Annotated in this window: 25 protein-coding genes; 13 read left to right on the top strand and 12 right to left on the bottom strand. The window is 54.7% G+C overall.

The window, feature by feature from the left end; all coding sequences use genetic code 11:
• Positions 1 to 153: 153 nt before the first annotated feature.
• From AO268_RS30915 to AO268_RS30905, 3 genes are all read right to left on the bottom strand, one after another.
• On the bottom strand, positions 154 to 627 hold the full coding sequence (locus AO268_RS30915; protein ID WP_099170795.1) for a nucleoside 2-deoxyribosyltransferase: 474 nt from the start codon (positions 625 to 627) through the stop codon (positions 154 to 156).
• Entirely contained in the window at positions 620 to 2,257 is a 1,638-nt protein-coding gene (locus AO268_RS30910) for an SIR2 family protein (RefSeq protein ID WP_099170794.1), read from the bottom strand. Before AO268_RS30910 ends, AO268_RS30915 begins: the two co-directional genes overlap by 8 nt.
• A 371-nt stretch (positions 2,258 to 2,628) precedes the next feature.
• Positions 2,629 to 3,180: an AbiV family abortive infection protein gene (locus AO268_RS30905; RefSeq protein WP_099170793.1), complete on the bottom strand. Its 552-nt coding sequence runs from the start codon at positions 3,178 to 3,180 to the stop codon at positions 2,629 to 2,631.
• A gap of 304 nt (positions 3,181 to 3,484) precedes the next feature.
• Here AO268_RS30905 and AO268_RS30900 point away from each other — a divergent pair, with 304 nt between their 5' ends.
• The 6 genes from AO268_RS30900 to AO268_RS30875 are packed head-to-tail and all read left to right on the top strand — an operon-like array spanning position 3,485 to position 7,181.
• Positions 3,485 to 3,742 (top strand): hypothetical protein, encoded by a 258-nt coding sequence (locus tag AO268_RS30900; RefSeq protein ID WP_099170792.1) that lies wholly within the window; start codon positions 3,485 to 3,487, stop codon positions 3,740 to 3,742.
• Complete coding sequence (locus tag AO268_RS30895; protein ID WP_099170791.1) at positions 3,739 to 3,960, top strand: hypothetical protein; 222 nt, start codon at positions 3,739 to 3,741, stop codon at positions 3,958 to 3,960. The genes AO268_RS30900 and AO268_RS30895 overlap by 4 nt, the downstream gene beginning before the upstream one ends.
• Entirely contained in the window at positions 3,957 to 4,499 is a 543-nt protein-coding gene (locus AO268_RS30890; protein ID WP_099170790.1) for a phosphohydrolase, read from the top strand. The genes AO268_RS30895 and AO268_RS30890 overlap by 4 nt, the downstream gene beginning before the upstream one ends.
• Positions 4,496 to 5,170 (top strand): helix-turn-helix domain-containing protein, encoded by a 675-nt coding sequence (locus AO268_RS32865; protein ID WP_257154489.1) that lies wholly within the window; start codon positions 4,496 to 4,498, stop codon positions 5,168 to 5,170. The genes AO268_RS30890 and AO268_RS32865 overlap by 4 nt, the downstream gene beginning before the upstream one ends.
• Positions 5,167 to 6,912 carry a DNA cytosine methyltransferase gene (locus AO268_RS30880; protein ID WP_099170789.1) on the top strand — a complete coding sequence of 582 codons (1,746 nt, stop codon included), beginning with the start codon at positions 5,167 to 5,169 and terminating at the stop codon, positions 6,910 to 6,912. The genes AO268_RS32865 and AO268_RS30880 overlap by 4 nt, the downstream gene beginning before the upstream one ends.
• Positions 6,909 to 7,181: a pyocin activator PrtN family protein gene (locus AO268_RS30875; protein WP_090407693.1), complete on the top strand. Its 273-nt coding sequence runs from the start codon at positions 6,909 to 6,911 to the stop codon at positions 7,179 to 7,181. Before AO268_RS30880 ends, AO268_RS30875 begins: the two co-directional genes overlap by 4 nt.
• A gap of 93 nt (positions 7,182 to 7,274) precedes the next feature.
• Here the strand turns inward: AO268_RS30875 and AO268_RS30870 are convergent, their stop codons facing one another.
• Genes AO268_RS30870 through AO268_RS30865 form a run of 3 tightly spaced genes read right to left on the bottom strand, consistent with a single transcriptional unit; the run spans position 7,275 to position 11,082 of the window.
• Positions 7,275 to 9,203: an AAA family ATPase gene (locus AO268_RS30870; RefSeq protein ID WP_099170788.1), complete on the bottom strand. Its 1,929-nt coding sequence runs from the start codon at positions 9,201 to 9,203 to the stop codon at positions 7,275 to 7,277.
• Positions 9,204 to 9,221: 18 nt separating this feature from the next.
• A complete protein-coding gene (locus AO268_RS32560; protein WP_176561426.1) occupies positions 9,222 to 9,935 on the bottom strand; it encodes an ImmA/IrrE family metallo-endopeptidase in 714 nt (237 codons plus the stop codon).
• A 52-nt stretch (positions 9,936 to 9,987) separates the two neighbouring features.
• Positions 9,988 to 11,082, bottom strand: coding sequence for a site-specific integrase (locus AO268_RS30865; protein ID WP_099170787.1), 1,095 nt, complete (start codon positions 11,080 to 11,082; stop codon positions 9,988 to 9,990).
• A 102-nt stretch (positions 11,083 to 11,184) separates the two neighbouring features.
• Between AO268_RS30865 and dusA the strand changes: the two genes are divergently transcribed.
• Positions 11,185 to 12,204 (top strand): tRNA dihydrouridine(20/20a) synthase DusA, encoded by a 1,020-nt coding sequence (dusA, locus tag AO268_RS30860; protein ID WP_099170786.1) that lies wholly within the window; start codon positions 11,185 to 11,187, stop codon positions 12,202 to 12,204.
• A gap of 241 nt (positions 12,205 to 12,445) precedes the next feature.
• Positions 12,446 to 13,372 (top strand): transaldolase, encoded by a 927-nt coding sequence (gene tal, locus AO268_RS30855; RefSeq protein WP_076961292.1) that lies wholly within the window; start codon positions 12,446 to 12,448, stop codon positions 13,370 to 13,372.
• A 135-nt stretch (positions 13,373 to 13,507) separates the two neighbouring features.
• On the opposite strand, the gene rssC is transcribed toward tal, so the two are convergent.
• Together rssC and rssB are read right to left on the bottom strand one after the other, a co-directional pair.
• A complete protein-coding gene (gene rssC, locus AO268_RS30850) occupies positions 13,508 to 13,990 on the bottom strand; it encodes an anti-sigma factor antagonist RssC (RefSeq protein WP_032863286.1) in 483 nt (160 codons plus the stop codon).
• On the bottom strand, positions 13,990 to 15,171 hold the full coding sequence (gene rssB / locus AO268_RS30845) for a two-component system response regulator RssB (RefSeq protein WP_032863287.1): 1,182 nt from the start codon (positions 15,169 to 15,171) through the stop codon (positions 13,990 to 13,992). Before rssB ends, rssC begins: the two co-directional genes overlap by 1 nt.
• Before the next feature lie 277 nt (positions 15,172 to 15,448).
• Here rssB and AO268_RS30840 point away from each other — a divergent pair, with 277 nt between their 5' ends.
• Positions 15,449 to 15,745 (top strand): PilZ domain-containing protein, encoded by a 297-nt coding sequence (locus AO268_RS30840; RefSeq protein ID WP_076961291.1) that lies wholly within the window; start codon positions 15,449 to 15,451, stop codon positions 15,743 to 15,745.
• A 59-nt stretch (positions 15,746 to 15,804) separates the two neighbouring features.
• Here the strand turns inward: AO268_RS30840 and AO268_RS30835 are convergent, their stop codons facing one another.
• Positions 15,805 to 16,491 (bottom strand): MlaA family lipoprotein, encoded by a 687-nt coding sequence (locus AO268_RS30835; protein ID WP_076961290.1) that lies wholly within the window; start codon positions 16,489 to 16,491, stop codon positions 15,805 to 15,807.
• Positions 16,492 to 16,686: 195 nt separating this feature from the next.
• Between AO268_RS30835 and AO268_RS30830 the strand changes: the two genes are divergently transcribed.
• Together AO268_RS30830 and AO268_RS30825 are read left to right on the top strand one after the other, a co-directional pair.
• A complete protein-coding gene (locus tag AO268_RS30830) occupies positions 16,687 to 17,298 on the top strand; it encodes a phosphatase (protein WP_099170785.1) in 612 nt (203 codons plus the stop codon).
• Positions 17,299 to 17,408: 110 nt separating this feature from the next.
• Entirely contained in the window at positions 17,409 to 17,675 is a 267-nt protein-coding gene (locus tag AO268_RS30825) for a DUF4404 family protein (protein WP_099170784.1), read from the top strand.
• A 136-nt stretch (positions 17,676 to 17,811) separates the two neighbouring features.
• Here the strand turns inward: AO268_RS30825 and queF are convergent, their stop codons facing one another.
• Together queF and copI are read right to left on the bottom strand one after the other, a co-directional pair.
• On the bottom strand, positions 17,812 to 18,642 hold the full coding sequence (queF, locus tag AO268_RS30820; RefSeq protein WP_076961287.1) for an NADPH-dependent 7-cyano-7-deazaguanine reductase QueF: 831 nt from the start codon (positions 18,640 to 18,642) through the stop codon (positions 17,812 to 17,814).
• Between the two features lie 67 nt (positions 18,643 to 18,709).
• A complete protein-coding gene (gene copI, locus AO268_RS30815) occupies positions 18,710 to 19,234 on the bottom strand; it encodes a copper-resistant cuproprotein CopI (RefSeq protein WP_076961286.1) in 525 nt (174 codons plus the stop codon).
• 157 nt (positions 19,235 to 19,391) lie between these two features.
• Between copI and AO268_RS30810 the strand changes: the two genes are divergently transcribed.
• Together AO268_RS30810 and AO268_RS30805 are read left to right on the top strand one after the other, a co-directional pair.
• On the top strand, positions 19,392 to 20,072 hold the full coding sequence (locus tag AO268_RS30810; protein WP_099170783.1) for a heavy metal response regulator transcription factor: 681 nt from the start codon (positions 19,392 to 19,394) through the stop codon (positions 20,070 to 20,072).
• Complete coding sequence (locus AO268_RS30805; RefSeq protein ID WP_099170782.1) at positions 20,069 to 21,433, top strand: heavy metal sensor histidine kinase; 1,365 nt, start codon at positions 20,069 to 20,071, stop codon at positions 21,431 to 21,433. Before AO268_RS30810 ends, AO268_RS30805 begins: the two co-directional genes overlap by 4 nt.
• A 105-nt stretch (positions 21,434 to 21,538) precedes the next feature.
• Here AO268_RS30805 and AO268_RS30800 read toward each other — a convergent pair whose 3' ends face one another.
• Positions 21,539 to 22,783 carry a lipoprotein-releasing ABC transporter permease subunit gene (locus tag AO268_RS30800; RefSeq protein ID WP_076961283.1) on the bottom strand — a complete coding sequence of 415 codons (1,245 nt, stop codon included), beginning with the start codon at positions 22,781 to 22,783 and terminating at the stop codon, positions 21,539 to 21,541.
• Between the last annotated feature and the right edge of the window lie 16 nt (positions 22,784 to 22,799).

The raw sequence follows: 22,799 nt of genomic DNA, 5'->3' as shown, positions 1-22,799 counted from the left end.
CTCGTCGAATTGATTGTTTTTTGATCATTTGGCGAGTTTAAAAGTTGCGCTAGGTGGTATGCCGGGGAAATACATGGCTACTTCAGACCATCCTTAGGCTTACCCAAGATCTTGTCTTCGCTTGTTATTGCAGTAATCCAGCGCCGCCTGAAATTACTTGAGATCAGATTCTCTAGCGCATGAGCGGACAAAATGGAAGTTACTTTTAAGCCAATCAACAAGCCCTTGCCTACTCCTAAATATCCTTTCACAACTCTGGCTAATCATAGGATTGTTTCCAGTAGGCAATGCCTGCCTAATATCTTCTTGCAAAGCAATACAACGCTTGCCATGCGCAAAACAATAACCCAATTCAAAAGCAACACCCTCATCGATATGAGCGCCATGAAGTACAGCCAATATAATATCAGCTTCAGCCATTGCCTGAACATCCGCATCAAAAACCATTCTTGATGCGACATCTTCGTCAATGCCAGCACTTACAATATCCCTTAACAACAAACCATCTTTCTGAGGTAAGAACACATCAAAAAAAGGAGATAACTCTTCACTTAACGAAGCGTTATAATCCAGCTCCATTCTATTGAATAGTGGGGCAGCAAGATAAATACTAAATTTTCTAGACATTAGCAATCTCCCTCATCACAGCGTCTAGATCGACCGGGGAGTACACTGGTGAGAAAATAATTCTCGCAACATCACGTATCACGTCCACCTCCTTTCTGCTGGTAGAACGCACAATATTTGGCTTCAACGGCTCATATAACTTAAGACTTTTATTTTGCAACTGCTCTATCTTTTCCAATGGCCAGTTAGCTTCCTTTCTCTTAGTGATCAATCTAGACCAGATTTCGGACGGTTCTCCAACCATATGTATGATCTCTCCGCGTTCAATGGTCTTTGACGATCTTCCAGGCCTGATTCCTTGAGTCAACATCGAACGGGCTCTTTCTTCTATAGGTACGTCAACCACAAATGTCAGTGGATCCAAAGGGGACCTATCGATAATAAATAGACCTACACTTTTACCAGCCAGATAATTATTTTTCTTCCCAAACTGTTGATTAGCCCAAGAATCAATTGTGATTGTCTTATCTGTTGTTAACTCCTCAGGAGAGTTTGCCATTTCAGTCGGCCGCTCATCAAACCACTCATCAAGTGTTATTAGATTACCAAACTGACTCAAAACCGTAGATTTCCCAATACCTATTGAGCCCACCATATAGTAGCAATATTTTGTCGGAACACCGAGAATATCAGACTCAAGCAGAAACTCTTCATCAGAGAGAGTTATTGCGTTTAAAAACTCTTTAATTTCAGCGCTCTTAAAAAACAGCGTTATTAAATTATAATTATTGAAGTTTGCTTCAAAAATAGCCGACCTAGATTGAGAGTCCAGCTCTTCATCATCGCGCATAAACCTAATAAAATAATTATAGTTTCCTGGACTTATGGTGGTCGCTTTACGTAGCAAGTGCAACAATGTTGAATCAGTAAGCGAATGCCCTAAAAGTATACTTGTTTTCTTGGTCAAGACATGCAGCAGCGTTGAAAGCCCACCACCAATTCCATCTAGAAGTTGATCCGCAAAGGCACCATCAGAAAATACAAGATTCTCGCTTTGAAATTTCTTCTTATCAAATGGCAAAAAACCATTTGGATGATAAATCACACACTTATCTTTTGTAAACTGGGCATGGTGAGACCAGACAGTTTGATAAGGGCGCTCATGCTTTGTCGGATTTAAATCCGAACGCGACAACCCATATTCTATGTAATCATCAAAGTTATAATTAACAGTCAACTCAGACTGCTTGATGAATGCTATCATCTCTGCAAAATATGGATGATTATCAATTGTTGTACGGCGACCCACATCCCTAGTATCACTATATAACGCCTCATGGATCAACTCTCTCCAATCGGATAAAATCTTCTTTTCAACCAGATTAGAATCCGCATACAGCTTACTTCTTACCACTTCGGCCTTTCTATAAGAATAGAACATCTCGAATAGCACTAACGCTGCCTTTCCTGGCGCATCTGAGACCAGCATGGATTCAGGTGCCTTTTCCTGGATGGCCTTCTTTATTTTATCTATAAGGCTCCCCCACAGCGGCAACTTCAGATCCCAACTAATTCCAGCCCCCAACACCAAGCTCGCTTTATTTTTCTGCAGCTGAACTCGAAGTTGACATATATACTTCCAGGCCGAGATAACTTCACTAGACTTAAATTTTGATTCCGAAGGAGCCATTTATCTCACCCTTAAATTCCAAGCATGCGACTTGATTGCTAAGATTGTAATAGTCGACGCACTCATCAAATATAGCTTTACCACGCCAATGTAACTGATACAGTATATTCTATTTTTCCGTCATGACGATAGCGTGATCAGAGGGGCGTTGATGCCACCGCTTTACATAATCCAATTTAACGGTGGGTGTAAATTGGCGGAAAATTCGAGGTTAATCATGTTTGCATCACTCTGGAAGAGTGCGACGGCTTGAGGGGGAGCGGATGCGACCGCTAGCTCCTAACCGTGGCGACGATGGCTTTCTCCCAAAAAATGAGCAAATCTAGCCCCATCGAACATTGCAGCACATGATCTGACCGCAGGGTATAACTTCAATGTTTCCCCTCATCAAGAGTCTCATATACGATGGGATTAGTAAGCCTCTCAGATCGCCAATGCGCACGTAGGCACTCAAACGCAAAATTAAAAAGCCTCGATGCGTCGCCCTCACTGACTGCTTCATCGGGCCTTAAAATCGACCCATCTTTTACGTCTGTATATGTAGACAATTTTTTCTTACTGTAAGATTCCGGAACAGCTTTATTAGCATTTAAAAGCCATTGTAAGTCTGTATCGGCAACAATGTCATTATCTAGTCCGAAGGTGTAAAAGTGTCCATTCTGTGACGCTATCTTTGCCTCATGGCTTGTAAAACGCTTTTTAACCTTTTTCCAATCAACAGTATCTCCACTAGTAAGCTTTCCAATAACACCTACCACGATTGGAATCTTACCTAGCTCTTCCACGCAAAAGTGAGCGAGAAGGTACGCCCGGCTGTACATAAGATTTTTTAGAAGAACATCAGCTTCCTGATGTAACGCCTCAGCATTTTCAAAAATTGCTAGGCGCAATGCATGTAACTCTCTTATGGACAGGGTATGCATGATCAACCTTTGAAATTGAAGACACGTTTTAGCCGGTTAAGGGTAGGAGAACGAAGTACCCCCATCTGCATTCCAGTGGACACCCGAGCTTTATGAAGTCAAAAATGCATAACGCATCTATAGCTAATAGCCATTGCCGGAAGCATAGCAGAGACTACAATCGATCAAGGTTAGTCGTATAGCTACAGCTCATCATTTCGCGTCGCGTGCCCAACCAGGACTCAACGGCGACGATGGTCGTGTTGAAGGTATCGAGGAAGGGAAGAACATTCAGCGTGCCGACAATTCGGAAGAAATCCGCAACGTGAACCTTCTACTCGAACAAGCCAGGACTCACCACAAGTCGCTATACGGGCATTACACCCGAGCCCTGGAAGCAACCAAGCTAGGGGCGACCGACCGTGTTCAGCTCATAGCCATTGCTGAAAAACTCCAGCTAGCCTCAGATACATTCCGCGCTGTGAACTCGAAAAACCACGCCGTCCAGGCCCTTGCCCTGCGCGATAAAGCCCTGTCCATGGCCGCACTGCTGGAGCCCATTGCACAGGAGAAAGCAGCATGAGCCGCGTCCTCCCCATGCTACGCCTGACACCCGAGGCTGCCGGCACCTTGCAACAGCAGCATGCAAAAGCCCTCAAGGATCTGCACACACTGACTCGTCACAGCAAAGAGTTCGACAGGCAGTTGAAAGCCCTGATCGGCCATGACGCTCTGCGCCAATTGCACAAGGCGACCGACAACGCCCTGCTGTTGGCCGATCTCGTGAAGGAGGCCGCATGAACTGGATCCTGACCTCCACCGGCAAACGCTTTGATCTGTTCGAGCCCGACGCCGACATGATCGATCCACGGGACATCTCGCACGCGCTGGCCCACCTGTGTCGTTTCAACGGCCACACCCGCGAGTTCTACAGCGTGGCCCAGCACAGTTGCATCGTCGCCGAGCTGGTGCCGGAAGAACACAAGCTCGCTGCCTTGCTCCACGACGCCCCTGAGGCATACCTGGGCGACATGACCCGACCGCTAAAGCAGTGGCTTTCTGCCTACCGGCACTTCGAGGATGTCATCTGGGAGCGCGTTTGCGAACGCTTCGACCTGGCCCTCGACCTCCCGGACTGCATCCACCAGGCCGACATGATTGCGCTGGCGACCGAGCGCCGCGACCTCATGCCAACCGATCCGGCTATCTGGGATTGTTTGGTCGGCATAGAGCCCATGGTTGAAGCCATTCGCCCATGGCCTGCCACAGAAGCCCGACTCACGTACCACCAGCGCCTGATGGACCAACTCGCTATCGAACACCGGAGGAAAGCGGCATGAAGAATATCCAGAACAACACCGGAACCCTGTCCGCTTTGCTCCGCGCTGCCGATGGTGTCGACACGCTGGTAAAAAACAGTCTCTGCTGCACAGCAGCAGGCATTATTGCTCCTTCCAGCGCCACTGCCGATGCACTTATACCCCACGAAAAGCTGCGCGGGGCAGCGCTCGCTGATGCAACGCTAAACGCTCAGGAACGCCCGCTCGCGCAGCCTGTTGCGGGGTATACGCCTGTCTCGGGGCAGGCAAACTATCTACGAGAAGGAGGGGCTACTTATCTTCCTGTCGACGACCTACTCACAACCGACCAAGTCGCAACTGCCCTAGGGCTGTCCAGCAGAACACTAGCCGCATGGCGAAGCTCTCGAAGCAACTCACGTCCCTACGTCAAAACAGGCTCACGGGTCCGTTACCGCCGCCAAGATGTGGCCGCTTGGCTTGAAAGTCGGACATTCTCAGTTGCTAAGGCCGCAAGTCGCCTTGTCTTCCCCACTGACAGCCAACTGATTGAGTGGCTTGATCAGAGAGGTGACCTCTTGTGCTCAATCGAAACCAGCTGGATCACCTTCTGGCACGAAGATAGCGATACCGAGGGATACAAACACGTTCGTGACGCGCTCATTGAAGCGTATCAACAAGACCAAGCCAAGCTATCCGGGGGTGATGCATGACCGACTTCAATGCACACCCAATTACATCCGCCGTCAAAACCCAGTTCGGCCTCGACTTCGCGGGCGAGATCCGCGTGGACCTCTTCGCCGGTGGCGGCGGCGCCACCATGGGCCAAGAAATGGGTACGGGCATGCCGGTTGATATCGCCATCAACCACAACCCTGATGCTATTAGCATGCACAAGCGCAACCATCCAAGCGCCGAGCATTACATCACCGACGTATACGACGTGTGCCCACGCCTGGCGACTCGCGGCCGTCCAGTTGCGCATCTGCACGCTAGCCCTGAATGTACCCACCACAGCCTCGCTGCTGGCGGCCAGGCACGCAGCACCACCAGCCGCTCGCAGTCATGGGTCATCCTGAAGTGGGCCGGCCAGGTCAGCCCGCGCATGATCACCATGGAAAACGTCGTGCAGATCCTTCAATGGGGCCCGCTGATCGCCAAGCGCTGCCCAGTTACTGGCCGAGTGATCCGTCGGGACATGACTGTCGCCGCTGCCGGCGAGCGAGTGCCGGTGCAAGAGCAGTACCTGGTGCCCGACCCGAAACGTAAAGGCCAAACCTGGCGCCGCTTCGTGAGCCTGTTGCGGTCCATGGGATACGACCTGATGTACGGCAAGCTCAAGGCCTGCGACTTCGGCGCGGCGACCACACGCGAACGCCTGTTTAAGATTGCCCGCCGTGACGGACAGCCGTTGCGCTGGCCAGAACCTACTCACTTCAAGAACCCGGGCAAGGGCCAACTGCCCTATCGCACCGCCGCCAGTTGTATCGACTGGTCGCTGCCCTGCCCGAGCATTTTCCTCACCAAAGAAGAAGGCCGCGCTGCTGGCGTCAAACGCCCCCTAGTACACAACACCATGGCCCGGCTGCGCAAAGGTGCCAAACGCTACGTCATCGAACACAAGAATCCGTTCATCGTCAGCGTAAACCATACAGGCAACGACCTGGCACGCTGCCAATCTGTAGAAGGCCCGGCAAAAACCATCACTGGCGCTCAGGGCTTTGCACTTGTCACTCCACAGCTCGCGCCCTTCATCACCGAACATGCCAATGGCAGCAGCCAACGCAACATGCCAGGTGATGATCCCCTGCGCACAATTTGCAGCGGCGTGAAGGGCGGACACTTTGCGCTGGCCGTAGCCTATGTTGCACAGCACAACGGCGGGTACAACGAGACACCTGGGCATCACCCTGTAACCCCCCTGACAGCCATCACAACCACAGGCAGTCAGCAGCAAGTCGTCACCGCGCACCTATCAACACTTCGCAGGAACTGCGTTGGCCGGGCCATGGACGAACTGGTGCCGACCATTACGGCCGGCGCCGAACATCACGCGCTGGTTGAGTACAAGCTCGCTCCAGAGGTCGAGGCCGGCGCTATGCGTGTCGCCGCCTTCCTGATGGGCTATTACGGCAGCGACAACACCTACGACCTGCGCAACCCAGCCGCGACCATCACCACTCGGGACCGCCTTGCACTTGTCACGGTGACGATCAAGGGCACGCCGTATGTGATCGTGGACATCGGCATGCGCATGCTCACCCCTCGCGAGCTTTACCGTGCGCAGGGCTTCCCCGACAACTACGTGATCGATCGAGGGCACGACGGTCGGAAGTTCAGCAACAAGACTCAGGTGTTGATGGTGGGAAATTCGGTTTCTCCGTGGCCGATGATGGCGCTGGTCAAAGTAAATAATTACCGAAGTGAGAGAGAATTGACCAAGGAGGCAGCATGAATACTCTTTTCCTACTTATGGCGCAGTACGAAGGTCAAGCAGTCATCCCTCTTGATCGAGTATGCGCTGACTACATGCATCTGACCGTTGAGAAATTCAAACGCAAACGTTTAGATGGTGAGATCGACATAGCTGTCGTACGACTAGGCGCAGATTCCCAAAAAGCAGCACTGGGAGTTCATATAAAAGACCTGTCAGACTATATCGACCGCCAACGTGAAAAAGCAACACGCGAGCAAAATCAATTAATGGGAAGAAAAGCAGCGTAAACAACCGCACAACAACTTAACTACCACCTGGGGCCTAAGGCCCCACTTTCATGCAAAACTAAATATGAAGAAAGCAAAAACGGCAAAAAAGAATCACTTCTTCAATGCGCTATATTTTTGACTAGAAACCCAATCACCAATATAGCCAGGCACCAAAAGCTCAAACTTAGCTCGAGATCCACCAGTATAAAGGGAGCAAACTTTTCTATCGAACCCAAGCACGTCACCTTGCCTAATATCACCAAACATATCCGGCGCCAACATCACCGAATCGTACTCAGCATTTCTCGCATTCTCCACCATACCTAACTGATAGCCACCAGATGACACACTATCAAGTGAGAGAAGAGAGATTTTAAGCCTCTCCAAATTATAGCCTCTCTCCAGCATCGCCTGAATCTTATCAAACACTTTATTTTCAGACTGCCCTTGAGCCAGTGCATCCCAAGTCGGATAAAAAAACAATTTTCTATGTTTAGGTGGGGTTCCGGCATAAAACAAGTTTATGCAGTCAACCATAAACATCTCAAACGACGTCCTTGACCCGTGCAATATAGCAAATCTTACACCTGCGTGTGACAGTCGTTGAAACCATTCAAACATGCCCCACTCAGACTCAACGAGAATAGTAGAAGGCGTATCGGGCACCTTATTCAGGTCATAGAAAACAACATTTGTCGGATCGTTACCCCCTCCCTCATACGGCAATTTTATTTTAGTTGGGTGAGCATCAATCAGCGGATTCAAGATGCCTTCCATATCCTTGCCTGCTCTAACGGAGCGAGTGACATCCCTTTGACGAATTTTTTTAGCGCGTTGAAATACAGGGCCAGTAATACATTGATACTCGTCACCCAAAGTTATTACTGCTTGCGGACTGCGATCAAGAATCTGAAGTATCGGCTGCGAAAGATCGTGACTCTCATCGACAATTACGTGGGTATAAATATCCGGCACAACCTCACTTGAAAGCGACAGGCACTTCAACAAATGGTAGCCGAGAACTGGGAATCTAACCTCATAGATTGCGGGAGAAATTGTCGCCTCCCAGACTCTAATTGAGTATTGCACCAAAACATCCGAATCAATACTACTTAGCCGCTCTTTAACATAGGGCAAATTTCGTTTATTTAACGAAATATCCACGCTTTCACAATAACGCCTTACAGCCCTTCGGCATATCGCGGCAACCCTTGTAGGGCTGATGCCGCCAACAGGTCCAAGGCTCAAAACCCGAGCGACCTCAGCATCACTGAGCTGGAGATAATCGTCGGCAGCCATGGAAAGATGGGGGTAAATAGATCCTAATAATTCAGAAGCAAGCATCTTGAATGTTCTTGCTACGACACCACGACTCTTGATCCGCCCAGTCAGCTCATAAAGTTGAACTTGGGTTTTAGCAAGCACCAATGTCGTGCCAGGACTCATAAATTCGATCAGCGAGGAAATCAGATGCGTTTTCCCGGTACCTGCATAACCTTGAATATGAATAGACTCGTCTTTTTCCGCCAAGAAAGACTTGACTATGAGATTCTGCGGCGAACTTAAGCATAAAAGCCCTCCACTCGGTGTTTCGACCTCAACCTTAAATGCAGCAACCTTCTTAAAATGCCTTAAACGAAACTCATAATCCCACGTACCATTTTCAAGGAGATAATCTTCGGCCTTCACTTCTTCTGGCGCGAGCAATTCCAGCCCAACTTTACGAAGACGATCTAGCCCAGACTTAAATTTACCAGCGTCAAAAAGCCTTTTGGCTTCAGACGCAAGACTTGCACCTTCCTCCCCCTTCCTCTCGCCCCAATCAATCAAATCAAATAAAATCCGCTCAGCTGCAATAACTACATTAACACCACGTTCAACCGATGCAACATGCTGAATTAGAAGAGCGCCTGCAATTTCCGCAACAGTCATCTCATCAAACAATTCTGACGGGGACAAAGAGAGAGATAGAGCTCTAGCTTTCCCCTCACACAAGGGAATATAAAACTTATCCTCTACAGTACCAAAAAACCTACGCATAGCCCCACCCACAAAAAGCTAAACAAATAGCTGATTAATTGCTGCCTCAGTGACACGAACCGGTCTGCGTGCATCAACCAGCAAATTTAACGATTTGATGCGAGACTCAACAAGAAACTTTGGAACACTAAAGAAAACTCGCATTTCATTTACTACTTCCGAATAAAGCAATTGATTACAAGGTTGACTGTCGAGATAGATAGGTCCATGTCCTCGATTTTTAAAGTTCAACGCCTCTTGAAGATGAATAAAATATCCGTTAAATACTTGCCGAGGCATTAACAAACAACATGCAAAAAATCTTGCCTGCCATTCAATATCAGCAGACCCACCCGAAGAAACACGGGATTTTAAAACAACATCAGTGCGCTGCTCATGACAGACCGCAGACTTCATATAGGAGCCGTGCCCCATCACAACATGACCTATCAAGCAAGCCAGTGCGAACCTTTGAACACCTATGCTTTTCCCTAAGGTAAACACCGTCAACGTAAGGTTAGAAAAATCAATACTACCAATTTCCGTAGAAGGCGCTTCCGAATAGATCAACTTCAACCCAAGCGTCGGATCCAACTTTTTAAAAATCTCATCGAGACATACTCGTTCATCCTTAAAACGCACACATTTATACGATGCATTTTCTATAAATTCAGATTCGACAAAGGGGATAGCAACAGCCGGAGACATTAATTTCTTTTTCTTTTTTTTATTCTTACCTGCCTGCTTCTTCATGATAAATCCTTTCCAAGTCATGATTAACGGCTTATTGAGAGGGCGGCAACATCTACGAGCTCAAAATGCGCCTAAACATCCCCCAACCCAAGTATGGATCGCCCCTACCACGCAAATGCGTGTACCTACGCAATGAGTTCCAGTCCCGATGACCTGACACATTGGAAACTCTTGGTATATCCCAGTCCATCTCAAACAAACGACTGACTCCCTCATGACGCAGGTCATGAAAATGCAGGTCTTCGATTCCCAGTATCGGACACGCTCGTGTAAAAGATGCGGATACCGATTTGGCATTGTACGGAAAAATCTCTCGTTCAACTTTCGGCATTGTGTGCAGAATCGCCCAAGCCTCATCCGGCAAATGACACCACACATCGTTACCGATCTTCTGTCCTGGGTTTTTCATATCCCGCACCAATACCGCCTGCCGAGCACAATCGAGATCTTCCCATCGTATCCGAGCGATCTCTTCCTGCCGGCGCGTCGAGAAAAGAGCAAACGCAATCATCTTCGGCATGTGTAGAGAGTCAGGCCTGCGCTTTTGCATATCAAAAAAGTGACTCATTAGCTTGTCCAGCTCATCGAGCGTGGGCCGGCGATTACGCTCCCTGCTCTTACTGACCATACCAAGCTTGCGTAAGACCTTGCGAGCATCAGGCATTGCATGAGAATCGACCTCATAGCCCCATGCTGGCCGTGCCACAGACAGTACAGCGCCCAGGTGCGACAGATCATTACCAACCGTCTGCGCCTGCACACCGCCGCCTTCCTCGCTCATCCGCCACTGCGCATACTCCACCAACTTCTGGCTGTTCAGCGCTGCATCGTCCAACTCACCTAGCCAGGTTTCCTTGATCGCGCTCAACGTCGCACTCTTGGTCTTCCCCAGCGGCCGGATCTTCTCGTACTCATCCAGGTACTGCTCGATCATCTTCTTGATCGTCACCCCCTTCCGATTCGCCCGCTCAATAGCACCTGGCTGGGCCAGCTCGGTCTCCCGTCGCTTGATCCAGGCCTGGGCGACCTGCTTACGGTCGAAGGTTTGGCTTTCCTGATAAACTGTCTTGCCATCCCGATTGATCCGTATCTGCGCCGTGTAGGCTGTCGAGTTGTCCTTGCGCTTACGTGCTGTGATCGTGCCCATTTCCAGTTGCTACATTGCCGAATTCGATCGCTACAATGTAGCAACCGACTCTAGAAAACAAGGAGAAATGGGTAAAAACCGCTGTATAAAAGATCAGTATTAATGAATTCCGAAAAAGCAGAATCCCCAGCAAACATTAACCATTCACGCTCAGAGCCGTCACGCCGGTTTAGCGTGGCGCCGATGATGGATTGGACCGACCGTCATTGCAGATACTTCCTACGCCTCCTCTCCAAACACGCCCTGCTCTACACCGAAATGGTCACCACCGGCGCCATCCTCCACGGTGACCATGACCGCTTTCTGCGCCACAACGAAGCCGAGCACCCACTGGCGCTGCAACTGGGCGGCAGTGTTCCCGCCGATTTGGCCGCTTGTGCCCGCATGGCTCAGGATGCAGGCTACGACGAAGTAAACCTGAACGTCGGCTGCCCCAGCGACCGGGTGCAGAACAATATGATCGGCGCGTGCCTGATGGGCCACCCCGCTCTGGTGGCGGACTGTGTGAAGGCGATGCGTGATGCGGTGTCGATTCCGGTGACGGTGAAGCACCGTATCGGGATCAATGGCCGGGACAGTTATGCCCAGCTGTGTGATTTTGTCGGGCAGGTGAAGGACGCGGGTTGCACCAGTTTTACCGTGCATGCGCGGATTGCGATTCTGGAAGGGTTGTCGCCCAAGGAGAATCGGGACATTCCGCCGTTGCGTTATGACGTGGCGGCGCAGTTGAAGCGGGATTTTGCCGAGCTGGAGATTATTCTCAATGGCGGGATCAAGACGCTGGAGCAATGCGACGAGCATTTGCAGGTGTTTGATGGGGTGATGCTGGGGCGTGAGGCTTATCACAATCCGTATTTGCTGGCAGCCGTGGATCAGCGGCTGTTTGGCAGTACGGCGCCGGTGATCAGTCGGGCCGAAGCGTTGGCGCAGCTGCGGCCGTATATCGCCGAGCATCTGGCCACGGGCGGGGCGATGCATCACATTACCCGGCATGTGCTGGGGTTGGGCACCGGGTTTCCAGGGGCGCGCAGGTTTCGGCAGTTGTTGTCGGTGGATATTCACAAGGCCAGCGATCCGTTGGCTTTGCTGGATCAGGCCGGGGCGTTGCTGGAGGGCCGTTGACGGAGCAGGCCAGTCGATTTATTGCGCGACGGGTCCATCGCTATCGCGGGCAAGCCCACCTTTTGATCGCGGCGCAGGTGGAACCTGATGGCGATTTTGCCCTCCTATCTAGCAGCACGGCCGGTCATTCAAACGGCTGTTTTCAGGTTGTTGCCCTCGCAAACGATCGAACGCATTTGCGCCCTTGAGCGGCTAGCAACCCTCGGGTAATGTCATCAGACCCATAGGACAGAGCACGCCCATGACTTCCAAGCTGGAACAACTCAAGCAATTTACCACTGTAGTTGCCGACACCGGCGATTTTGAAGCTATCGCCCGCGTCAAACCGCAGGATGCCACCACTAACCCTTCCCTTTTGCTCAAGGCTGCGTCCATTCCGGGCTATGCCAAGCTGCTGGATGCCTGCGTGCAGGATTGCAACGGTGATGTGGGCCTGGCCAGTGACCGTTTTGCGGTGGCTGTGGGCCAGGAGATCCTGAAAGTGGTGCCAGGGCGTATCTCCACCGAGGTGGATGCGCGCCTGTCGTTCGACACTGACGCGGTACTCAAGCGTGCGCATCGCCTGATCGACCTGTACGAAAAAGCAGGTATTGGCCGCGACCGCGTGCTGATCAAGATCGCGTCCACTTGGGAAGGCATTCGTGCCGCCGAGCAGCTGGAAAAGGAAGGCATCCAGACCAACCTGACCCTGCTGTTCTCCTTCGCCCAAGCCGTGGCCTGTGCGGAAGCCGGGGTGTTCCTGATTTCACCGTTTGTCGGTCGTATCTACGACTGGTACAAAAAGGCCAATGGCAACGATTACACCGGTGCCGATGATCCTGGCGTGCAGTCGGTGACGCGCATCTACAACTACTACAAGGCCAATGGCTACAAGACCGTGGTGATGGGCGCAAGCTTCCGTAACCTGAGCCAGATCGAGGAACTGGCCGGTTGCGACCGCCTGACCATCAGCCCGGACTTGCTGGAGAAGCTGGCGGCCGACAATGGCAAGCTGGAGCGCAAGCTGGCGCCAGGCCAGGCCGGTGAGGCCCGTGTACACATGACAGAAGCGCAGTTCCGCTGGGAGTCCAACGAGGACGCGATGGCCACTGAGAAGCTGGCAGAAGGCATTCGTCAGTTTGCCCGGGACCAGGAGAAGCTGGAGGCGTTGTTGAGCGCCAAGCTGTAAAAAGCGGGCGCGGTAAAAAGGGCGGTATCCGTTAGGATGCCGCCCTTTTTTGTACCCGTTCAATATGCGGTGGTTGAGCTGGCGCTATCGCAGGCAAGCCAGCTCCCACATTTTGACCCTGCTCCAACAGTGAAGTCAGTGCCGCTCGAGGGCGTTGACCAGATCGTGGAAGGCTTCGCGGTTAGATTCGTTCAACCCCATCAGGATCTTGTGCGCCTCCAGCACCTTGAGCCGCACCACTTCCTCGGATTGGTCCTGGGAAGGCAAGTCGGTCAGGCATTCCGGGCAGGGGATCGGGCGGTCAACAATGTTGAACACTTGATCGAACCCCATCGACTGCAGGAGCCGGGTGATGTCTTCGTGGGTGGTGACAACGGTCGGCAGCAGTCCGACCTTCTGCCGAGACAGAATGGACAACTTGGCCAACAGCCCAAGGGTGGTGCTATCGATGCTGCGGGTTTCGGTCAGATCGATCACGATCGCCGAGAAGTTCAAGGCTGTGAAAATCCGCTCAATCGTTGCATCCAGCGCCGAACACAAGGTCAGGCGCACTTCACCGACAAACTTCAGGACAAAGGTCCCTTCTTGCTCGGCGAATTGGATTCTTCCGGTACTCATCAAAGATTCCTGCTCAACACCAATAGGGCGATATCATCCGGCATCTCCCCTAGCGTGGCCAATCCAAAAACCTGCCGCAAGCCATCCAGGCTGCCGCCCGCCGACCTGACCCGTTGGGGCAAGGCGGCTTCTTTCTCTTTGAGTGTAGGCTCTGGAAGAAGGTCCAGGATGCCATCGGACATCAGCGTCAGGCTGAAGGCCGGCGGCAGCTCCAGAATGTGGTCTTCATAGGTGGCTTCATTGAACAAGCCAACCGGCAAACCACGCCCTTCCAGATAACGCACACTGTCTGGAGTGTATAAAACCGGCAATGGCAGGTGACCGCCAATGCTGTAGGTCAAAAGACCGGTTTCTTCATCAATCACGCCACCCACCATCGTTACGTGCTTGCCCAGCTTGCAGCTGATCAGGCCCCGGTTGATGTGGCCCAGCACTTGCGAGGGGGTGAACTCCGGCAAGGTGCCATTGCGCTTGGATTCAAACAACAGCCGCGTGGTCATGAACTTCAACAACACGGTCACGAAGGCAGAGGATGCGCCATGTCCCGAGACATCGGCCAGGTAGAACGCGACGCGGCGCTCATCCACGCGGAAATAATCGACAAAATCACCCGACAGGTACAGCGACGGGATGATCTGGTGGGCAAACTGGAACTCGTCGATGCTCCAGGGGCTGACCGGCAGCATGTTCATCTGCACCTGGCGACCGGCGTTCTGGTCTTCCTGGAGCAGGTTGAGGCTGGCTTCGAGCTCCCGGTTGGCGGTTTCGAGCTTCTCGCGGTAGCGCTGGTTTTCCAGGAGCAGGCGGGCACGATCCAGCGCTCGGCGCACCGAGTGCTCCAGGACGGCCAGGTCTTCCAGGGGCTTGATCAGGTAGTCGGCGGCGCCCAGGCGCAAGGCTTCCACGGCGTCGTTCATCACCCCGGCACCAGACACGACAATGACCGGCGTCTGCGGGGCAAGCTCGGTCACCTGGCGGATCAGCTCAAGGCCGCCCATCTGGGGCATGCGCAGGTCGCAGATCACCAGGTCGGGCTGGTCGCGCTCGAACACCTGGAGCCCCTGAAGACCATTGCCGGCCTGCAGGACGCTGAAGCCACTGTCTTCCAAATAGGCCGCGAGGCTCGCGCGCACTACTTCGTCGTCATCGATTATCAGCAGCGTGGCACTGGTTTTTTGCATGTGGGCAAACGGCGCCAGAATTAGGTTGGCGTAGGCAGTCAGGCAATGGCCCGGCTCGCACTACTGGATTCGCTTTCTAGCCTCTCTGTCCTACAAAACATAAGCGCTTGGCTCACGCACAAAGGTAAAGCAGAGGTGCCCTTCTAAGGCGCAGACGGTACTCCCATCCGCCAGGGGTTTCAAGCTCATGCCGATGGTCGCCGAGCGTCTTTACATCGCAAATCACCGGGAGTTATAAGAACAGGCAAAACCACAACGCAATGGAAGGATGAAACCTATGAGCGCAAACGAACGTGACTATGCGGAAAAGCGCGATTTCATCCGCATGCGGGTGGATGCCGACGTGTCATTGATCCATGCCGGGCAAGAGATTGCCGGGGTCTGCGTGGACCTCTCCAGCTCTGGAATGCAGGTTCAGGCGAAGCAGTCGTTCAATGTGGGCGACCAACTGAAGGTGCGTATCGACTCAGAGCACGCCGCGCTCAAAGGTCTGGAGGCGGATACTGAGGTGGTATGGGCCCGCAAGGAAGGCGACGACCAACACCTGGGCCTGAAAATCCTCAAGATGTACTGAAATCAATGCACACAAAAAAGGCGGCCCCGAAGGCCGCCTTTTTCATTCAAGGCTTAACCTTAAAAGTCATCCACGACATTGCCGTCCTTGACCTTGAACTCACGGTTCTGCAGGTAGGCATTGCGGATAAAGGTGTACTTGTCGCCGTTGATCAGCTTTTCAGCCGACAGCAGGCTGGCGCGGGTATCGACAATATCGAGACCAAAAGCGCTGTTGCGCGTAGGAATGTCGTTCATGTAGCGGTACGGTTCGGTGTAGCTGTCGACATACTTGGACGGCGCATCACGCAGGGTGCTTGGGCCCAGCAGTGGCAGCATCACGTAAGGACCGCTGCCCACGCCCCAGTAGCCGAGGGTCTGGCCGAAGTCTTCATCACTGCGTTGCAGCCCCATTTTGGTGCCGACGTCGATAAAGCCGAGCACGCCAAACGTGGTATTGACCAGTAAGCGCGCAGTATCGACACCGGCCTGGTGGGGCTTGAGTTGCAGCACGTTGTTGGCCAGGTTGCCCACATCACCGATGTTGCGGAAGAAGTTGTGGATACCGTCTTCGACAAATTGCGGGGTGATGAACTGGTAGCCCTGGGCCAATGGCTTGAGTGCGTAGGTATCAACGGTGTCGTTGAAGGTGAAGATCGGGCGGTTGATGCTTTCCCATGGGTCTTCTTCCGCCGCCTGGGCAACGAAAGGCACCAGCAAGACACTGGCACACATGGATAGTTGAGCAAGACACTGGCTCCAGCGCATAGCTTGAACTCCTTGAATGGTCTGTCATGGGCGCTATGCCCTGAATAAGGCCGTATTATATGACGGAAGTGTAGGATTAGGCAGCTTGATGGAATTGTCATTCAAAAAATGCACAAAATTCCTACAATCACAACCCGATGTCATCTGCTTGTCATGGCCGTCCGATAGCGTCACAGCTATTTTCAGGGACGTCCCATGCCCCATCCTCAGATTGTTGCAGATAACGCCCCGCCCTTGACCGCCGTACTCTTTGGCCTCAGTGGTTGCCTGGTGGACTTTGGTTCCATGGCCCACGCCAGCACCGTCCCCGCAGGCGAAACCCTGGCCACCCCCGGCGCCCTGCAAATCCTGCAATGGCTCAACGATCAAGGCATCCCCAGCGCCTGGCTGGATGAATTGCCCACCCGCGTCACCATACCGCTGGCCGCCGCCCTGCCGGAGTGGGTTCAAGGCACCCGCCCGGCCACCCGGCCCTGGCCCGCCCCCCATGCCTGCTGGCAAGCCTTGATGGACCTGAATATCCAGCGCCTGGATGGCTGTGTGCTGGTCAGTGGTGAACCCCGATTGCTGCAATCCGGGCTCAACGCCGGGCTCTGGACGATTGGTCTGGCGTCCTGTGGCTCACTGTGCGGGCTCTCCCCTGCCCAATGGCAAGCGCTGAGCGAACAAGCGCGCGAACACAAGCGTGCCAAGGCCACCGTCGCGCTATATGGGCTTGGCGTACATTCGGTGATCGATCACCTGGGCGAACTGGGCACCTGCCTGGCGGACATCCGCCTGCGCCGGCTCAAAGGCGAAAAGCCCTGATCAAGATCATGCACAGTCGCTGCCAGTGGATTAATCTACAGGTCATCCCGTAGACCTTTCTCGGCGTGCCGTGGTCTATGCCAGTGCCTATCGATAAAAGGAAGAACGCCATGCCTGCCCGCGAAAAACTGCAAGAACAGGTTTCCATCCTGCGCGAGCAATTGAACCAGGACCCGCCTCTGTCGCTGGAAAAACGCGAAGCGCTGGAAGCGTTGATTGCCAAGTTTGAAGTGCAACTGGAACTGGAGCCTGCCACTCAGAACCCCAGCCTTGCCGACGGTGTAAACATGGCTGTAGAACGCTTCGAGCTGGAGCATCCGGGCATAGCCGGGACATTGCGCAATATTGTAGTGACCCTGGGCAATATCGGGATCTAATCCCAACCCAAGCCAGGCACAAAACCCAATGTGGGAGCGGGCTTGCTCGCGATAGCGCAGTGTCAGTCACCGAAGATATTGACTGAAACTCCGCTATCGCGAGCAAGCCCGCTCCCATATTTGTATCGTATGAAGGCTACTGGCGAGCCAGGCGCAGGTTCTGGAACTGCACAGCCTCAGTGCTGCGATACGGGTTGATATCCAACCCACCCCGTCGCACATACCGCGCATAAACCGTCAACTTCTCAGGCTTGAGCAACCGCTGCAGGTCGAGAAAGATCCGCTCCACACACTGTTCATGAAAGTCCGAGTGCTGACGAAAGCTCACCAGGTAGGCCAACAGGCTCGCATGATCCAGGGCCGCGCCGCGGTACTCTACCGCCACGCTGCCCCAATCCGGCTGGCTGGTCACCGGGCAGTTGGATTTGAGCAGATGGCTGTGCACGCTCTCTTCCACCACGCGGGAATCATCGCAGCGCAGCAGTTCCGGGCGCGGGTGCTCGTAGTTGCTGACACTGATCTGCAGGTCATCAATGCACACGCCCGGCAGGCTGACCACACCTTCACCTTCCACCTCGGCCAGGCTGCGGATACGCACGCCCACTGGCTTGCCGGCCGCTGCGCTCAAGTCGGCACGCAAGGTGGCCTCAAGGCTTGGCCCATCGGCAAACGGCGTCTGGTTCAACGAATTGAGGTAGAGCTTGAAGGATTTCGACTCGATGATGTTCGGCGAGTCGGCCGGGATGCTGAACTCACCGATGGCCACCACCGGCTTGCCGGACGGCAGCAGCCAGGACAGTTCAAAGCAGTTCCAGAAATCCACGCCCTTGTAAGGCAGCGTCTCGGCGCTCAGGCCCAGTTCGGCCCATTTGGCGGCGCGAGGGATGGGAAACAGCAATGAAGGGGTGTAGGTGGATATGTATTCACTGGACTTGCCCAGCGGCGAATGTTCGGCTGCGGGATGCATGGCGGAAACCTGGCTAAATAAACCCCGCCAGTCTACCAGCCTTTGCTCCCGCCTTTGAGCCTGAGGTTTACGGGTTGACGTTCAGCTTGCCAACCATCCCCGCCTGGTAATGCCCGGGGAGGTTGCAAGCGAACTCCAGGGCTCCGGTCTTACTGAAGGTCCAGGTCAATTCGGCGGTCTTGCCCGGCTCCACCAGCATGCTGTTGGGATCGTCATGTTTCATGCCGCCCATGTCACCATGGCCCATCGCCGCGTGATCCATCTGGCCCATGCCGGTGGTGGTCAACATGCCACTGGCCTGCATCTTGAGCATTTCCTTCTGGTGATCGGCATGCATGGCCGCGTCACCCAGGTTGAATTCATGCAGCAACTGGCCCTTGTTGACCAGTACAAAGCGCACCGTCTCACCGGCTTTTACATCCAGCGATGTAGGGGCAAAGGAAATATCCTGCAGCAGCACTTCTACAGTACGCGTGGCCTTGCTCGCCGGCGCAGCTTCGCCAAAGGCAAAAGTGTGCGCGCCGTCGGCCAGCGCCGGGGCGCTCAGCGCCATCAGGCAACCCACCCACCACCAGGTTTTACGCAATAACATGTTCATTCTCCAAAGGTACGGGATCCGCTTGTGGGACACTCTAATAATGTGCCGCTGCCAGCCAGCTGACTGCTAGATTACAACTTTGTCAGATTGTCCCGGCCCTCCAAGGCACACGGTATAAAGCCAACCGTCACCCGCTGCCATGAGCTTGCCTATGAAACTGCTGATCGTCGAAGACCAACCCAAAACCGGCCAATACCTGCGCCAGGGCCTGGCCGAAGCCGGCTTCAACACCGAACTGGTGGCCGACGGCACCACCGGCCAGCACCTGGCGCTGACGGGCGACTATGACCTGCTGATCCTGGATGTGATGCTCCCGGGCCGCACCGGCTGGCAGATCCTGCAGGCAGTGCGCAGTGCTGGCCTGGAAATCCCGGTGCTGTTCCTGACCGCGCGGGATGCGGTCGAGGATCGGGTCCACGGCCTGGAGCTGGGGGCCGACGACTACCTGGTCAAGCCCTTCGCGTTCTCCGAGCTGCTGGCCCGGGTGCGCAGCCTGCTGCGCCGGGGCAGCAGCACTCCCCAGGACACCAGCCTGCACCTGGCCGACCTGCGCCTGGACCTGATCCGTCGCCGTGTCGAACGCGGCAATCAACGTATCGACCTCACCGCCAAGGAGTTCGCCCTGCTGGAAATGCTCCTGCGCCGTCAGGGCGAAGTGCTGCCCAAGTCGCTGATTGCCTCCCAGGTCTGGGATATGAACTTCGACAGCGACACCAATATCATCGAAGTGGCCATTCGCCGCCTGCGCTTGAAGATCGATGACAGCTTTCCCAACAAGCTGATCCACACCGTGCGCGGCATGGGCTATGTGCTGGAGGAGCGGTTCAGTTGATCAAGCGCCTCTCCCTGGCCAGCCGCCTGGCCCTGTTGTTTGCCGGCTGCACCGCCGTGGTCTCGCTGCTGGCGGGTGTGTTGTTCAGCCAGGCCAGCGAGAAGCACTTCATCGAGCTGGACCAGCAATTGCTCGACAGCAAGCTGATGGCCCTGCGCAGTGCCCTGCAAGGCGCCGACACCCCCGCGTTGTTTGCCCAACGCCAAGCCGCGCTGGTGGGCGAACTGAGCCATCAACCCGACCTGTCGGTGCGCATCAACGCCGCCGACGGCCAGCGCTGGTTTGACAGCTCCCCGCGCATCCCCGCCGACCTGCCCACCGCGCCCGGCCTACATAGCCTGCAAAGCGACGGCACCCGCTATCGGACGTACAACGCACCATTGAACCCCACCCAGAGCGGCTCGGCGCAGTTGATCCTGATACTGGACATCACCCATCACCAACACTTCCTGCAAAGCATGCAACACCTGATCTGGCTGACGGTCGGCCTGTCCGCCCTGGCCACTGCGCTCCTGGGCGCCTGGGCCGCGCGCAGTGCCCTGCGCCCTCTCAGGCGGATGACCGAAGTGGCTGCCGGCATCCGTGCCCACTCCCTGACCCAGCGCCTGCCCCAGGAACAGATGCCCGCCGAACTGGAGGAACTGACCCTGGCCTTCAACGCCATGTTCAGCCGCCTGGACGATGCATTCCAACGGCTTTCGGCGTTCTCCGCCGATATCGCCCACGAACTGCGCACACCGTTATCCAACCTCCTGACCCAGACCCAGGTGATCCTCACCCAGCCCCGGCCGCTGGAGGATTACCGCGAAGCGCTGCACAGCAACCTGGAAGAGCTGCAATGGATGGCCCAACTGGTCAATGACATGCTGTACCTGGCCAAGGCCGACCACGGGCTGCTCAACCCCAGGCGCGAACCCCTGGCCCTGGCCGACGAGGTGGATGCCTTGCTGGAGTTCTTCGCGCCGTTGGCCGAGGACGCCCAGGTCAACCTGCTGCGCGACGGCCGCGCCAGGACCGCCGGCGACCGCAGCATGCTGCGCCGGGCGTTTTCCAACCTGCTGGACAATGCCGTGCGCTTTACGCCGCCTGGCGGTGAAGTGCGGGTGAGGATCAGCGAAAACGCCCAGGGCGTGAAACTGAGCGTGGAAAATACCGGGACCGGGATTCCCCAGGGGTTGCTGCCCAAGCTGTTTGACCGGTTCTACCGCGCGGACCCGGCACGCCATGAAGGCAGCAGTGAGCATGCAGGGCTGGGGCTGGCGATTACCCAGTCGATTGTGCAGGCGCACGGGGGGAGGATTTTCTGTGAGTCACAGCCGGGGTGGACGCGGTTTGTGATTGAGTTGCCAAAAGGGGTTTGAGGCACGCTGGGCGGGCCTCATCGCGGGCAAGCCCGCTCCCACAGGTTGATTTGCGAACACAGTCAAATGTGGGAGCTGGCTTGCCTGCGATAGCGATCTGAAGACCTACGAATATCTCAGGGCATGCGCCGGCTCGATCTTCGCCGCCCGATACGCCGGGTAGATCGTCGCCAAAAAGCTCAACACAAACCCTGCACTGCAAATCAGCAACACATCGCCACCTTGCAGCTCCGACGGCAGGTTGCTGACAAAATACACGTCCGAACTGAAGATATGCTGCCCGGTCACCCGCTCCATCCAGCCCACCAGCGCGCTGACGTTCAGCGCGGCAATCACCCCCAGCACGCCGCCAATCAGGGTGCCGACGATACCAATCACCGTGCCCTGGACCATGAAGATCGCCATGATCTGCCGTGGCGTGGCGCCGATGGTGCGCAGGATCGCGATGTCCGCGCCCTTGTCGTTCACCACCATGATCAGCGTGGCGATGATATTGAAGGCCGCGACGGCGACAATCATCAGCAGCAACAGGCCGATCATGGTCTTTTCCATCTTCATCGCGCTGAACAGGCTGCCCTGGGTGTGAGTCCAGTCATCGGCCTTGTAGGCCGCGCCCAGGCTGGCGGCAATGTCCGCCGAAACCTTGGGCGCCGCATACAGGTCCTTGACCGCCAGGCGCACGCTTTGCACCTGGTTGGGCTGCCAACGCAGCATTTGCGCGGCATCGGCAACATGGATCAAGGCCATCGAGCCATCCAGCTCGGCACCGACCTTGAACACCCCCACCACGTTCAAACGCTGCATACGCGGGGTAATGCCGCCGGGAGCCGTGCTGATTTCCGGGACGATCAAGGTCAGCTTATCCCCCACATTCAGGCGGAAACGGCGCGCGGTGATTTCCCCGATCACCACGCCGAACTCACCCGGCTGCAGGTCTGCCAGGTTCCCCTGGACGATATGCTGGGTGACGATGGACACCTTGCCTTCCTGGGCCGGGTCGATCCCGCTGATCTGGATCGGCTGCATCGAGCCCTTATAGGACAGCATGCCCTCCATCTCGGTGAACGGCACGGCGGCGGTCACTTCGGGATTTTTCAGGGCGGCGGCGGCCACGGGCTGCCAGTCGCTGATCGGGTTGACGCCGACGATGGTGGCGTGCGGCACCATGCCCAGAATGCGTGAACTCATTTCCCGCTGGAAACCGTTCATCACCGACAACACCACGATCATCGCCAGCACGCCCAGGGCGAGGCCGATCATCGAGGTCATCGAGATAAACGAGACAAAACGGTTACGGCGCTTGGCGCGGGTATAGCGCGTGCCGATAAAAATCGATAACGGTCTGAACATTCGCTTGCACCGCCTG

Origin of the sequence: Pseudomonas sp. ICMP 8385 (assembly GCF_002699915.1) — a bacterium.
Classification (GTDB): Bacteria; Pseudomonadota; Gammaproteobacteria; order Pseudomonadales; family Pseudomonadaceae; genus Aquipseudomonas; species Aquipseudomonas gessardii.
Note: the sequence above shows the minus strand (reverse complement) of the source record. Positions and strands in the feature narration are given on the sequence as shown.